Origin of the sequence: Terrirubrum flagellatum (assembly GCF_022059845.1) — a bacterium.
GTDB lineage: Bacteria > Pseudomonadota > Alphaproteobacteria > Rhizobiales > Beijerinckiaceae > Terrirubrum > Terrirubrum flagellatum.
Genome location: NZ_CP091853.1, coordinates 67,500 through 80,668 on the forward strand (window position 1 = coordinate 67,500; position 13,169 = coordinate 80,668).

At 62.5% G+C, this 13,169-nt stretch carries 12 protein-coding genes and 1 pseudogene; 10 read left to right on the plus strand and 3 right to left on the minus strand.

All coding sequences use genetic code 11. The annotated features are described in order from the left end of the window. The first annotated feature begins 17 nt into the window (after nt 1-17). From L8F45_RS28870 to L8F45_RS28910, 9 genes and pseudogenes are all read left to right on the plus strand, one after another. Nucleotides 18-881 carry an ABC transporter permease gene (locus L8F45_RS28870; protein ID WP_425330068.1) on the plus strand — a complete coding sequence of 288 codons (864 nt, stop codon included), beginning with the start codon at nt 18-20 and terminating at the stop codon, nt 879-881. After that, nucleotides 878-1,615 (plus strand): ABC transporter ATP-binding protein, encoded by a 738-nt coding sequence (locus tag L8F45_RS28875; protein ID WP_342364151.1) that lies wholly within the window; start codon nt 878-880, stop codon nt 1,613-1,615. The genes L8F45_RS28870 and L8F45_RS28875 overlap by 4 nt, the downstream gene beginning before the upstream one ends. Nucleotides 1,616-1,640: 25 nt before the next feature. Then, complete coding sequence (locus tag L8F45_RS28880; protein ID WP_342364152.1) at nt 1,641-2,990, plus strand: LLM class flavin-dependent oxidoreductase; 1,350 nt, start codon at nt 1,641-1,643, stop codon at nt 2,988-2,990. Nucleotides 2,991-3,269: 279 nt separating this feature from the next. After that, entirely contained in the window at nt 3,270-3,458 is a 189-nt protein-coding gene (locus L8F45_RS28885; protein ID WP_342364153.1) for a hypothetical protein, read from the plus strand. A 254-nt stretch (nt 3,459-3,712) separates the two neighbouring features. After that, entirely contained in the window at nt 3,713-4,567 is an 855-nt protein-coding gene (locus L8F45_RS28890) for an ABC transporter substrate-binding protein (protein ID WP_342364154.1), read from the plus strand. A 15-nt stretch (nt 4,568-4,582) separates the two neighbouring features. Further along, nucleotides 4,583-5,713 carry an LLM class flavin-dependent oxidoreductase gene (locus L8F45_RS28895; protein ID WP_342364155.1) on the plus strand — a complete coding sequence of 377 codons (1,131 nt, stop codon included), beginning with the start codon at nt 4,583-4,585 and terminating at the stop codon, nt 5,711-5,713. Between the two features lie 2 nt (nt 5,714-5,715). Then, nucleotides 5,716-6,030, plus strand: coding sequence for an NIPSNAP family protein (locus L8F45_RS28900; RefSeq protein WP_342364156.1), 315 nt, complete (start codon nt 5,716-5,718; stop codon nt 6,028-6,030). Further along, nucleotides 6,031-7,899, plus strand: coding sequence for a TRAP transporter large permease (locus tag L8F45_RS28905; protein WP_342364157.1), 1,869 nt, complete (start codon nt 6,031-6,033; stop codon nt 7,897-7,899). It abuts the gene before it with no gap. Next, nucleotides 7,899-8,884, plus strand: a pseudogene (locus L8F45_RS28910) (TRAP transporter substrate-binding protein). Before L8F45_RS28905 ends, L8F45_RS28910 begins: the two are co-directional and overlap by 1 nt. A 94-nt stretch (nt 8,885-8,978) precedes the next feature. Here L8F45_RS28910 and L8F45_RS28915 read toward each other — a convergent pair. Then, on the minus strand, nt 8,979-9,860 hold the full coding sequence (locus L8F45_RS28915; RefSeq protein WP_342364158.1) for a LysR substrate-binding domain-containing protein: 882 nt from the start codon (nt 9,858-9,860) through the stop codon (nt 8,979-8,981). 63 nt (nt 9,861-9,923) lie between these two features. On the opposite strand from L8F45_RS28915, the gene L8F45_RS28920 reads away from it, so the two are divergent. Continuing rightward, complete coding sequence (locus L8F45_RS28920) at nt 9,924-10,820, plus strand: DMT family transporter (protein WP_342364204.1); 897 nt, start codon at nt 9,924-9,926, stop codon at nt 10,818-10,820. Nucleotides 10,821-10,882: 62 nt separating this feature from the next. On the opposite strand, the gene L8F45_RS28925 is transcribed toward L8F45_RS28920, so the two are convergent. Beyond that, nucleotides 10,883-11,971 carry an amino acid ABC transporter permease gene (locus L8F45_RS28925; RefSeq protein ID WP_342364159.1) on the minus strand — a complete coding sequence of 363 codons (1,089 nt, stop codon included), beginning with the start codon at nt 11,969-11,971 and terminating at the stop codon, nt 10,883-10,885. An 8-nt stretch (nt 11,972-11,979) separates the two neighbouring features. Then, nucleotides 11,980-13,167: an amino acid ABC transporter permease gene (locus L8F45_RS28930; RefSeq protein WP_342364160.1), complete on the minus strand. Its 1,188-nt coding sequence runs from the start codon at nt 13,165-13,167 to the stop codon at nt 11,980-11,982. Between the last annotated feature and the right edge of the window lie 2 nt (nt 13,168-13,169).

A 13,169-nucleotide genomic window follows, 5' to 3' on the forward strand; every position in this document is an offset into this window, starting at 1 on the left:
TTGGTCGAGATCGCGTCATGACTCTGTCGATGCATGCTCCCGAGATGATGGCGGACATCGCGCGATTAGCCGGGCGGCCAGCGGCGGCGGCCCAGCAGGGGCGCGCACCGGAGCTTGCGCCGAGACGACTGCGGCGGGGAGCCGTTCTGCTGGGTCCGGCGGCGCTCGTCATCATTTGGGAGTTGGCGTCGGCGACGGGTTGGCTCTCGCCGAAGTTTCTTGCGGCGCCCTCGACGGCTCTCACGACGGGATTTGAACTCATCAGCTCCGGCGCACTGGTTGAACATTTTCTCGCGTCTGCGAAGCGAGCCTATCTCGGACTTGGACTTGGGGTCGCGGTCGGCCTTGCGCTTGCGCTGGCCGCCGGCCTGAGTCGCATTGGTGAGGCTTCGATCGATGGGCTTGTCCAGATCAAGCGCGCCATTCCGACTTTGGCGCTGATCCCCCTTGCGATCCTTTGGCTCGGCATCGGCGAAGCGATGAAGATCGCGTTGATCGCATCCAGCGTGCTCGTGCCGGTCTACATCAACACCCATGCTTCGTTGAAAGGCATCGATATCCGCCATGTCGAGCTGGCGCGAAGCGTTGGACTAACCCGCGGAGCCTTCTTGCGAGAAGTGGCGCTTCCCGGCGCGCTCCCTGGATTCTTTACCGGCCTCCGCCTTGCCGTGACCACGTGCTGGACCGCGCTCGTGGTGCTCGAGCAGATCAACACCAGCGAAGGCATTGGCTATCTTATGAACCGCGCGCGCGACTATGGCCAAACTGATATCATCGTGGTCGGCCTCGCGATCTATGCCGCGCTTGGTCTCGGATCCGACTTCGCTGTGCGTTTCTGGGAGCGCAGGGCGCTATCCTATCGCAGGGCGCTCGCATCATGAACGCTTCCGCTCATCCACTTCGCCTGGAGGTCGCGCCGGCAGTCAGCCTGCGCCGCGTCACTCGTCGCTTCTCCGGGCGCGACGTTCTGCGTGAGGTCTCGTTTGACCTTGCTTCTGGCGAGTTCGTGGCGTTGATCGGGAAAAGCGGCTCCGGTAAGAGCACCTTGCTTCGCGCCATCGCCGGGCTTGATGACGACGCGGAGCGAGAAGGCGAAATCAGCGCCCCATCCGATCGATCAGTGCTCTTCCAGGACTCCCGGCTGCTGCCGTGGAAAAACGTTCTGCAAAACGTCATTTTCGGCTTTCGTGCGGCTGATAGCGAAGCGCGTGGTCGAGCTGCTCTGGCCGACGTCGGCCTATCTGGGCGCGAGAGCGCTTGGCCGAACGCGCTGTCGGGCGGCGAGCAGCAGCGGGTCGCTCTCGCCCGCTCGCTGGTTCGCCAGCCGCGATTGCTGCTCGCGGACGAACCTTTCGGCGCGCTGGATGCGCTGACCCGGATCAAGATGCACGAACTGCTTTTCCATCTGATCCGGCAACGCTTGCCGACTGTGTTGCTCGTCACCCACGATGTCGACGAAGCGATCAAACTCGCCGACCGTGTGATTGTTGTAGATAACGGGCGCGTCGTTGCTGATCGTGAGATCAGGCTGCGGCATCCCCGCGCGAAGGACGACCACTTCGACGGATTGCGCGCCGAGCTTCTGGCGGCGCTCGGCGTCACCGATGGCGTTTGAGCCGTCTGAGAGAGGATCAACCGCGATGAGCCGAGAGCTCCATCTCAATCTGTTCATCCATGGTCGAGGCCATCACGAGACGGCCTGGCGACATGCAGATTCCACCAAGAAAGCACTGACCGATCTCACCTACTATCGAGATCTCGCCTTGGCGGCTGAGGCCGCGAAGCTGGATTCTATTTTCTTCGCGGATCAATTGGCCCTCGGCGACGAGTTGCAGCACGCCGCCCGAGGCGAACTGGAGCCGTTGACATTGCTCGGCTCGCTTGCGGCCTTGACGGAGCGTATTGGCCTCATCGCAACAGCGTCCACGACGTATAGCGAGCCCTACAATCTCGCCAGACAATTCGCGTCGCTCGATCATCTCAGCAATGGCCGGGTCGGCTGGAACATCGTCACTTCCTGGGCACCGGGCGCCGCGGTTAATTTTGGCCAGAGCAAGCAAGCGGGGCTGGACCAGCGCTATGAGCGCGCCAACGAGTTCGTGGAGGTCGTGTCGAAGCTTTGGGATAGCTGGGCGCGGGACGCGATTGTCGACGATCGCGAAAGGGGGGTCTATGCGCGCCCCGATCTCATTCAATCCGCCGGCCATCGCGGCAAGCATTTCGCTGTCGCGGGCGCGCTTAATGTTTCGCGTTCCCCGCAGGGCAGACCGGTATTTGTCCAGGCGGGCTCTTCCACAGATGGGCGAGCCTTTGCGGCGCGATACGCCGAAGCGATTTTCACCGCACATCTTCAGAAAGAAAGCGCTATCGCTTTCTATTCCGACATCAAGACGCAGGCTCGCGCGCTAGGCCGCCGCCCCGATCAGATCGTCATACTGCCGGGGATCAGCGCAGCAATTGGACCCACTGAAGCTGAAGCGAAACAAGTCTGGGAAGAGCTCAACGATCTCTCACACCCAAGTGTCGGCTTGTCGCGGCTGTCCAACCGGTTCGGCGGCCATGACTTCTCGCATCTGAAACTCGATCAGGTCCTGTCTATCGACGATTTCCCGGATCCGGCGGAAGTTCAGGCGTCCCGCAGCCGCGCTCAATCGATCAGGGACTTCGTCGCACGCGAACGGCCAACGTTGCGAGGGTTGTTGCACAGCCTAGCGGGCGCCCGGGGGCACTTCACCGCAACCGGGGCGCCCGAGCAAATCGCCGATATCATTGAAGACTGGTTCGTTTCGGGCGCGGCCGACGGGTTCAACGTGATGCCGCCAATCCTGCCAACGCAGTTTGATCTCTTCGCGAGCGAGGTGATCCCCCTTTTGCGCAAACGCGGCCTGTTCAGAAGCGAGTATCGCGACGGAACGCTACGCGATCGGCTTGGTCTCGACCCAACGCCGAGCCGCTTCGACAGACCAGCGCGACAGCTCCTCTCGGCCTAGTCGCTCGCGCTCGTCGGCGCACACGAGGCGACTACCGCTTCTTGTAGATCAAGCGACGAGGTGCTGACATCGGAGCTGTTGGAAGGGCCGCCGGAACTGAAGGGACTACATTTTCTTGTGATAGTCGAAGCTGTGCAGGTTATTCTCCGAGGTCGATCACATTTGGAAAATGCTTCGTTTGACGCTCCATGGCTTGGAGTGGACTCTAGACTCAGCCGAGAGTTGATGTTCGCTCGTTTGCAAGCGAGCGCCTGATCCAGCCACTTTCCGGAGTGAACAATGTTTCTCGACATCCTCAGATGGTTGTGGACCAATCTCCGCTGGACATCCGCTGTCGAAGCCGAGGAAGCCTATCAGTCTCTGTGGGACGACGCGAAGTCAGATGATGATCAAGAGCGAAAGCTGGTCCGGCGGGTAATTGAAGAACAGCGTCGCGGCGAATGGGTTGGCGGAGCTCCTATTGTGTGACTTGCTGCTGCGAGACAGCCGCTCGAGCGATCCATACGAGTCTTCCCGGTCTCGACGCCGACCGGGCAATGGCGAACTCGTGGGTCACCTCAAGATTGCAAGCGCTCAGCAGCGATTGCCCGAGGAACAGCCATTCACGCGCAACGAAAACGCTTCTATCCGATGCGCTAAGTTTAGGTGATCATGCTCTACAGAAGGACGCCCGTTTGCGTTAGTTATGCGCGGACTTTAAGCAAAGAGGATGTGATCGCGTCGTGCTGCGTGTCGGTGTTCATCGGAACAATCTTCATCTCACGCTTGCTCGCACATTGTTTCCGAAAGAACGTTTGATTGAGTGGACGCTATATGACGACGGTCGGACGACGGGCGATCTGATCCGAGCGGGCGCGATCGATGTTGGTGGGACTGGCTCGACGCCGCCGCTCGTTGCGCAGGCCGCTGGTGTCGATCTGGTTTATGTCGCGGCCTCTGCGGCGCGTCCCGCCAACGGTGCAATCCTTGTACGCGCGGAACTCGACATCGGCTCTATAGAACAACTCGCCGGCAAACGCATCGCGCTGATCGAAGGCTCGTTCCATACTTACCTGCTGGCCGCTCTGGCGGAGGCGAAGGGGCTAACGCTCAACGCTTTCCAGCGCGTCGATCTTGCGCCGGCGGCGTCAGTTGAGGCGCTTCGGTCGGGCGAGGTCGATGCTTGGATCGGTATGGATCCCCATCTCGGGGCCGAGCTTGCGCGCGGCGGAGTCAGAGTGTTGCCGGAGAGCGCCGGCGCCATTCCCAATCGCTCCCTGTTCTGGGCTTCGCGCGAAGCCGCCTTGAAGCGTGCAGACGAATTACGTGCGCTGCTCAAACTTCTGGCGTCGGTCGCGCCCGCGGTCGCAGATCGTCCCGATGCGCTGGCGCTGACGCTCGCAGCATCCGGCGACGCCGACGAGGCGCAATGGCGGAAGGTTCTCGCCTCGCGCGACTGGGCGCTTCAATCGGCCGATCAAGCGGTGCTGGCGGAGCAGCAGCACGAGGCTGATACTCTCGCCCGCAACGGCGCGCTGCCGCGCGTGATCACTGTCGCCGACGCCGCCTGGACGTCGCCGCGCTCCATCGCCGCCTGATTTCGGATCGCAGCCTTGAAAGTGCTCTGGTATCTCACCGCGCCCGACGGGCGGTATCCCTGGACCGCCGCCGGCGCGCGGAAGGTCGACTATCCCTATCTTCAGCAGCTCGCGCGCGCCTATGATCATCTCGGCTTCACCGGCGCGCTGCTCGCGACCGGGGCGCACGACGTCTGGGTGCTGGGCTCCTCGCTCATTCCCTATACCGAGCGCATGCGCTTCCTGACAGCGATTCATCCCGGCCTCATTCCGCCGACCTTGCTGGCGAAGATGGCGGCGAGCTTCCAGGAGTTCTCGCAAGGACGCCTGCTGCTCAACATCGTCTCCGGCGACGCGAAAATGCTCGGCGCCTACGGCATGACCTTGCCGCACGACGAGCGCTATCTCCTGGCGGACGAATATCTGACTGTGTTCAAGCGCTTGCTTGCCGGCGAGACCGTGACCTTCAAGGGCGAGCATGTCGAGACGATCGGCGCCAAGGTCGCGATGCCTGCAGGCGAAACCATCGCCCCGCCGGAACTCTGGTTTGGCGGTTCGTCGGACGCTGCGATCGACGTCGCGGCGAAGCATGTCGACACCTATCTTTCCTGGGGCGAGACGCCGGCGGAGATGGGCGCGAAGGTCGAGAAGGTCCGCGCCCGCGCGGCGGCCTATCAGCGTGAGCTGGAATACGGCATCCGGCTTTATGTGATCGTGCGCGAAACAGACGAGGCCGCCTGGGCCGCCGCCGACGATTTCCTCGCGCACATGGACGACGAAGCCATCGCCGCGAACGCGCGCTTCGTTTCCGGCACGGACTCGGTCGGCCAGCAGCGCATGACGGCGATGCATGGCGGCGTGAAGCCGAAATTCGCGCGCGACCTTGAAATCGCGCCCGGACTCTGGGCCGGCCTTGGTCTTGTTCGCCCGGGGCCCGGAACCGCCATCGTCGGATCGCCGGAGACGGTGATCCGCACGCTCAACGATTATCGCGCAAGAGGTATTGAGACCTTCATCCTGTCGGGCATGCCGCTGCTCGAAGAAGCCTATCGCTTCGCCGAGCTTGTGCTGCCGCATCTGCCGATCGACCGCGCGGAGTCGCAGGCGAAGACCTTCACCTGGTCGAACCTGTTCGACCGCAATCTTGCCGCCAAGGCCGCGGGCTGATCATGATTCTCGACGAGCGCACCTACGCGATCAAGCCGGCGCATGTGCGCGACTATCTCGATCTCTATGTCGCCGAAGGCATGGAGCTGCAGATCGGCCATCTCGGCCATCTTGTCGGCTGGTTCACGACCGATACGGGCGTCGTGAACGAGGTGGTGCATATGTGGCGCTTCGAGGACGCCGGCGACCGCGAGCGCCGCCGCGCCGCGATGGAGGCCGACCCGAAATGGCAGGCCTTCCGCGCCAAGGCCGCGCAATATGTGCTGGAGATGCGCAGCCGAATCCTGCGGCCGACATCTTTTTCACCGATGCGCTGAATGTCGAGCGTCGCCGACCTCACGCCTCCGATTGCGCCTGCGCGCTCGCGCGCCGCGGCGGAACGCGCGCTGGAATGGCTGATCCGCGCCCTGCAGAATGTCGGCGCGGCGATCCTCGCGATTCTGTTTCTCATCGTCATGGCCGCGGTCGTGCGCCGCTACATCTTCGGCGGCGGCTTCGTCTGGTCCGACGAGCTTGTGATCTGGCTCAACGTCGCGCTGGTCGCGCTTGGCGCGCCGCTGGCCGCGACGAGCGCCCTGGCAATGCGCTTCGAAGTCGTCGTGCAGCATCTGCCGGCGCTTGGCCGCCGCATCGCCGGCGTCTTCGCCGACGCTGTCGCCGTGCAGGGCTCGCTGGTGATCGCGCTTGGCGGCGCCGCGGTTGTCTCCCTGGTCGGCGGCAATTCAACCGTACTCGGCCTGCCGGAATGGCTGCGCTTCGCCGTCTTCGCGCTTGGCGGCGGATTGACCATCATCGTCGTGCTGGCGCGCGCGGCGCTCGACCGGAGCGTGCTTGAAGCGGCGCTGTCCGGCCTCATCGGCGCGGGCCTCTACATGGCCGCGCAATATCCGCTCGGCTTCGTCGATCCGCCGAGCCTTGTCGCTGGCGTCGCCGCCGCGATCGGGCTCCTGCTCGGCGCGCCCTTGCCGCATGTGCTGCTCGCCGCCGTCTCTGCGACGGCGCCGTTCGGCGGGCTTCTGCCCGAACCCGCGATCGTGCAAAACGCCGCCTCCGGCGTCAGCAAGTTTCTGCTGCTCGCCATTCCCTTCTTTTTGCTGGCGGGCGAATTGCTGACGGCGGGCGGGCTCGCCGAACGGCTGGTGCGCTTCGCCGCCAGCCTCGTTGGCCATTTGCGCGCGGGTCTCGCGCAGACGGCGCTCGTCTCCAGCGTGCTGTTCTCCGGCGCGTCGGGTTCCTCGGTCGCCAACGCCGCATTCGGCGCGAAGGTGATGGCGCCGGCGCTTGTCGCGCGCGGTTATCCGAAAGCGCATGCGGCGGCGATCGTCGCGGCCGTGTCGATGCTCGACAACATCATCCCGCCGTCGATCGCTTTTCTCATTCTCGCCACCGCGACCAATCTCTCGGTCGGCTCGCTGCTCGTCGGCGGCTTCATCGCTGGCGGCGTGCTCGCCGTGGCGCTCGCCGTCGGCATTCATCTCACCGCGCGCAATGTGGTCGATGCCGCGCCGCGCGCGTCGAGCGCGGAGCGAGCGCGCAGTTTCATCGGTGCGCTGCCGGCGATTGGTCTTGGCGTCGTCGTCGTGATCGGCATCCGCTTCGGCGTGGTCACGACGACGGAAGCCTCGGCGCTCGCCGTCGCCTACGCGGTGATCGTGTGTCTCGCGCTGCGGAGCATCAACGGCGCTTCGCTGATTGACAGTTTGCGCAAGTCCGCAACCGAAGCGGCCGCGGTCGGCATGCTCATTGGCGCGTCGGCGCCCTTCGCGTTTCTGCTCGCGGTCGATCGTATTTCCGATCAGGTCGCGGCGCTGGTGACGATGCTCGGCGGCGGCCCGTACGCCGTGATGCTGCTCGCCAACATCGTGCTGCTCGTCGCAGGACTTGTGCTCGACATCGGCGCGGCGATCCTGCTGCTCGCGCCTCTTCTCTTGCCGGTCGCGACCGCGGCGGGCATCGATCCGATCCAGTTCGGCGTCATTCTCGTTGTCAATCTGATGATCCACGGTTTGACCCCGCCGCTCGGCATTCTCGTCTACGTGGTCTCGGGCGTCACGCGCACGCCGGCAGGCGCCGTGTTCCGCGCCGTTCTGCCGCTGCTTTTCTCGCTGCTTGTCGCGCTCGCCCTTCTCGCGATCGGCGCGGCCGCATGGCCGTCGCTCTCGCCCTATCTCTCGGGAGTTTTCTGATGCCGCTCAACCGCCGCCATATATCCGTAGGCCTTCTCGCTGGCGCTGCGACCCTCGCCGCGCAAACATCATTCGCGGCGGGCCGTCCGATCACCGTCTCGTCGCTGTTCGGCGACGACAAGCCGGAAACCAGGATCTGGCTGAAGATCAGGGAGATTCTGAACGCGAAGGCGCCCGGCCGGTTCGATTTTCGTATCGTCGGTAACGCTGCGCTCGGCGGCGAGAAGGAGGTCGCAGAGGGTATCAAGCTCGGTTCGGTGCAGGCGAGCCTCTCGACCATCTCCGCACTGTCGTCCTGGGTTCCAGAGAGTCAGATCCTCGATCTGCCCTTCGTGTTCCGCGACCGCAATCATCTAAAGCGCGTGCTCGGCGGCCCGCTCGGCGACGAGCTGAAAGCGAAGTTCGAAGCGCAGGGTTTCATCGTGCTCAGCTTCATCAATTACGGCGCACGCCATCTTCTCGCGAAAGAGGCGATCGTCACGCCGGCGCAACTTGCAGGGAAACGCATCCGCGTCATCCAGAGCCCGCTGCATACCGAGCTCTGGTCCGGCCTTGGCGCCTTCCCAACGCCAATTCCGATTCCGGAAACCTATAACGCGCTGAAGACCGGCGTGGTCGATTGCATGGACCTCACAAAATCCGCTATGTCGGATTCAAACTGCACGAGGTCGTGCCCTACCTCATTGAAACCGGCCATATCTGGGCCGCCGGCGTCGTCTATGTCGGCGCGCCGTTCTGGCGCGGCCTGTCGGCCGAGGACAAGGCGGCGTTCGCTGCGGCCGCGGCGGAAGGCGCCGATTATTTCGATCAATTGATGATCGCCGACGAGGACGCCTCGATGACGAAGGCGCTGAGCGAAGGCGGCAAGTTTGTGCAGCCTGAGAACCGGCCGCAGTGGGAGGCGGGCGCGCGCAAGGTCTGGACGAGCTTTGCGCCCAAGGTCGGCGGCATTGAAAAGATCGAGGCGATCCTACGTGTGGCATGACACGCATTCGCGCAACATTCGCCGATTTTTGCACCAACGCCTGAGGCGGAAACGGCGTCTCGTTGGCATGGATGACGCGCGCATGTGAGATATCTCAGTTGCGCGCCACGTGGCGAATTCTTTCGAGGAGACGCTGAACCGCTTGATGGCGCGGTCCTGGTCGTGTGACGACGTGGAACGAGAGTGGATTTTCGATGCGTAGCCCGGGCAATGGGACCAGCCCGTTATTCTCCGCGAAGTTTCGCCCATAAGGGTCGCGAGCAAGGGCGATTCCTAGGCCATGGGCTGCGGCCAGCAGCGCGAGATCATATCCCTGTAGAAGCCGGTCGGTAGCCCGGCGTTCATAGGTTTCGCCGTTCCCTGACAGCCATAGGCGCCAACCGTCCACGGACGCGTCGTGAATCAACGGATAGGTGAGAATCTGCGCCGCGCTTGGCTCAGGCCCGAGTTCGGCGGCGATTGAGTCATGAGCCACCGGGAAGAGCGTTTCGCGAAAAAGAGGCTCTGACGTTACGCCTGGCCAGCCGCCACGCCCCAACCTGATCGCGATCCGCGCGTCTGACAGGGTCATATGCTGATGGTCGATTTCCAGCTCTATTCTCAGGTCCTGTGGCGTTCCCTCCAGCGCAGCCAAATGCGGAATAAGCCAAAGTCTTGCAAACGACTGGACGATACCAACGCGTACGACGTCGAGTTGTGTCTCCTTCTGGCCGCTTATTCTACCGTCTTCGATAAGCGCGACCGCAAGCTCAATTCTTGAAGCCAGTCGTTGTCCTTCGAGCGTGAGGCGAACGCCGCGACCATGTCTCACGAACAAGGTGACGTCAGCCCACTGTTCGACGGCCGAGATGCGCCGACTGATTGCGCCATGGGTGATGTCGAGCGAATGCGCTGCAGCCGAAAATGAACCAAATCGCGCCGCCGCGAGAACGGCTTGCAGGGCATCAAGGGGCGGTAGGGCCGAGATGTGAGACATGCGCACATTTGAATGATTGTGGGCGATCTATGTCAATCGATGTCTCCGTGGCACACAGCTCGCATGCAGAAAACTTCAAGTGACGTCACTCACTCCGTTATCCTTCCCGGCCTCGCGGTCTTTGGTACGGTCCTTACCTGGGCGGCTTCGTTTCCAGCGATCGGCTATGCGCTGCGCGAAATAGAGCCGCTTCCACTCGCATCGGTTCGTTTTGCAATGGCCGCGATCTTGGCGGGCTTGCTGCTTGCCTGGAGACGGCCGCGTATGCTGTCGCTGCGCGACAACGGAGTTGTTTTGATCTGTGGCGTGCTGGGGATCGCGCTTTATAACGTGCTCCTTAACTCGGGCCAAACGACCGTATCGGCTGGCGCGGCCAGTTTCATCGTCAATACGCAGCCCTTGTTCATGGCTGTTTTCGCCGTCTTCTTTCTCAAAGAGACCTTCAGTCGATGGAGTTGGTTGGGGGCCGCCTTATCATTTGCAGGCGTAGCCATAATTGGATCCGGCCAGCCAGGCGGATTCTCCTTTGGCGCCGGGTCGAGCCTGATTATAGCCGCTGCCGCCTGCGCTGCGGCCTATTCCGTCTTGCAACGTCCCTTGTTCACGCGCGCCGCGCCAATGGACATAACTGCATTTGTGCTGATCACGGGGGCGCTCGCTTTGCTGCCATGGTTGGCTTCTGGCCTTAACCAAGCAATGAACGCGCGCCCGGACACTCTATTCGCCGTAACATTTCTGGCGATCGCTCCGGCTTTGATTGGGCAGACATGCTGGACCTATGCGCTCAAAAGCTTCGGCGCCGCGCGTGCAGGACAGTTCCTCTATCTGATCCCGCCTGCGTCAGTTTTGCTCGCGTGGTTCTTGCTGGGCGAGGCGCCGCAATGGTGCACGCTGGCGGGAGGAGTATTGGCGCTATCGGGAGTGCTCATCGTAAATACATGGGGCCGGGCGAAAGCCTGATATCGAAGAGCACGGGCGCCAGCGATCGCCGGTTTGATCCTCAACGCCAATGCGATGGGGCATCATCCCTGCTTCCTCACTTGCCTTAGTCGCGCCTCCAGCCACAGGCTGTATTTTGAAGCGCAGAAACAAAGGAAGAAGTAGACTAACGCCACGAACATGTAGGCTTCGTTGTAGAAGCCGAGCCAATTCGGGTCCGTGGCGGCGACGCGGGCGGTATTGAGAAAGTCGAACATACCGATGATGATGACCAACGTCGTATCCTGAAAAATTCCGATGGCGAGATTGACAATCGCCGGAATGACGACGCGAAGCGCCTGCGGCAGAATAACGAGCCGCATCGTGCGCCAATAAGACAGACCAAGCGACCGGGCGGCCTCATATTGACCGTTTGGGACTGCCTGAAGGCCGGCGCGGACAATCTCGGCCAAGTAAGCCGCGACAAAGAGGATGAGAGCGACCTCAGCTCGCAGGAATTTGTCGATGGCGGAGCCGCTGGGCAGCATCAGGGGAAAGAGGAGCGTGGCGGCGTAAAGCACGGCGATGAAGGGCACGCCGCGAAGCACTTCGATGAAGGCGATGGCGAGAAGCCGTAGACCGCCCATGCTCGACCGGCGCGCCAGCGCGAGCAGAATCGCGAGCGGAAAGGCTCCGACGAAGGCGCCGATCGACAGCAGCATCGTGACCGGCAAGCCGCCCCATTTGTCGGTTGGAGTGGGCTCGCCGAAAGGCCAGCCAACCATAAGCAGGATCGTCGCTGCGAGGCCGCCAATCCACACGACGCCAAGCGTGCGGCCCCAGAAGCGGGGCATAGCCGCGATGATAACGAGACCGAACATGAGCAGCAGCGCCGCAAGAGCGCGCCCTTGCAGCGGCGGGGGATAGAAGCCGAACAGGATGAAACGAAATTTCTCGCCAATGAAACCCCAGCATGCGCCGCTGCTTCCGGCGCACTCGCTGGCGTTTCCATTCCAGATTGCATCGACAACGGCCCAGCGCCATAGCGGCGGGAACGCCCAAATGACAAAGGCTACAAGACCAAGTGTGATCGCCGCATTGAGTCGCGTGCCGAGGAGGTTTCGCCAGAGCGCCAACCAGCGCTCGCGGTCGAAGCGTTGCGCCGACCGTTCTATAATCAATGCAGACGACATCGTCAGGATCACCTGATTCCTCGCAAGGCCCAGCGGCTGTTGTAGCCGTTCATCGCCATCGACACCGCAAGGCTCAGCGAGAGATAGACCAGCATCATGATGCAGATTGCTTCCAGCGCCTGTCCTGTGACGTTGGCGGTGGTGTTGAGCACGTTGACGAGATCAGGAAATCCGATCGCGACGGCAAGGCTCGAGTTCTTGGTCAGGCTGAGATAGCTCGACGTCATGACCGGGATGATCACTCGCAAGGCCTGCGGAAGGACGATCAGGCGCATGATGTGCAGCGACGATAGACCGAGCGACCGGCCCGCTTCCCATTGGCCTGATGGAACCGACAGGATGCCGGCGCGAACGGTTTCGGCGATGCTCGCGGCTGCGTTCAGCGACAACGCGATCAGAAGGGCTGCGAACTCCGGCGAGATCGAATGGCCGCCAACAATGTTAAAGCCCTTGAGCTCAGGCGTATCGATAACGATAGTCGCCCCCAGCGTCGCCCCGACCGCCAGCGGGAGGCAGATCGCCACCGCGACGACAAGGGCTACGTGCAGGGACGACATTGGCGCCTTCCAGCGACGTCGAGCAAGGAGATATGCAAGCGCAAGGAAGAGCGCGGCGAGGATCGCTAAGAAGATCATGTCGCCTGCTGGACCGGCGCTTCCACCAGGGAAATAGAGTCCCCGGTTGCTCAGATAGATTCCCGGAAAAGGTTGAAAAGCGAGCCGCGGCGCTGGCAGCGCGCGCAATATCGTGTTCCAGAAGAAAAGCTGGAGCAGAAGTGGCGTGTTGCGGATCACCTCGACATAGCCGCGAACAGAGCCGGAGAGGAGAGGGTTGGAGGAGAGCCGTGCGACGCCCAGAGCGACGCCCAGAAACGTCGCCAGCGCGCAGCCGAGGAAGGACACAGAGATCGTATTGAGAAGGCCCGCCGTGATGGCCCGGCCATAGCTATCGCCAGCGGAGTAGGGAATCAGACTCTCGCCGATCTCGAAGTTCGCCGCATGCTCCAGGAAGCCGAAGCCAGGCGTCAAGCCGAGCAGCCGCATATTGCTCGCCATATTCGAGCCGAGCGTAGCGAAGACGAGTCCAGCTCCCAGGAATAGACCGAGCTGGGCGAGCGGCTTCTCCCCCCACCATTTCCGGATCACAGGAAAAAGACCGGGCCGATGGCGGCCCGGTTCGACTTGAAAGCGCGTCATTG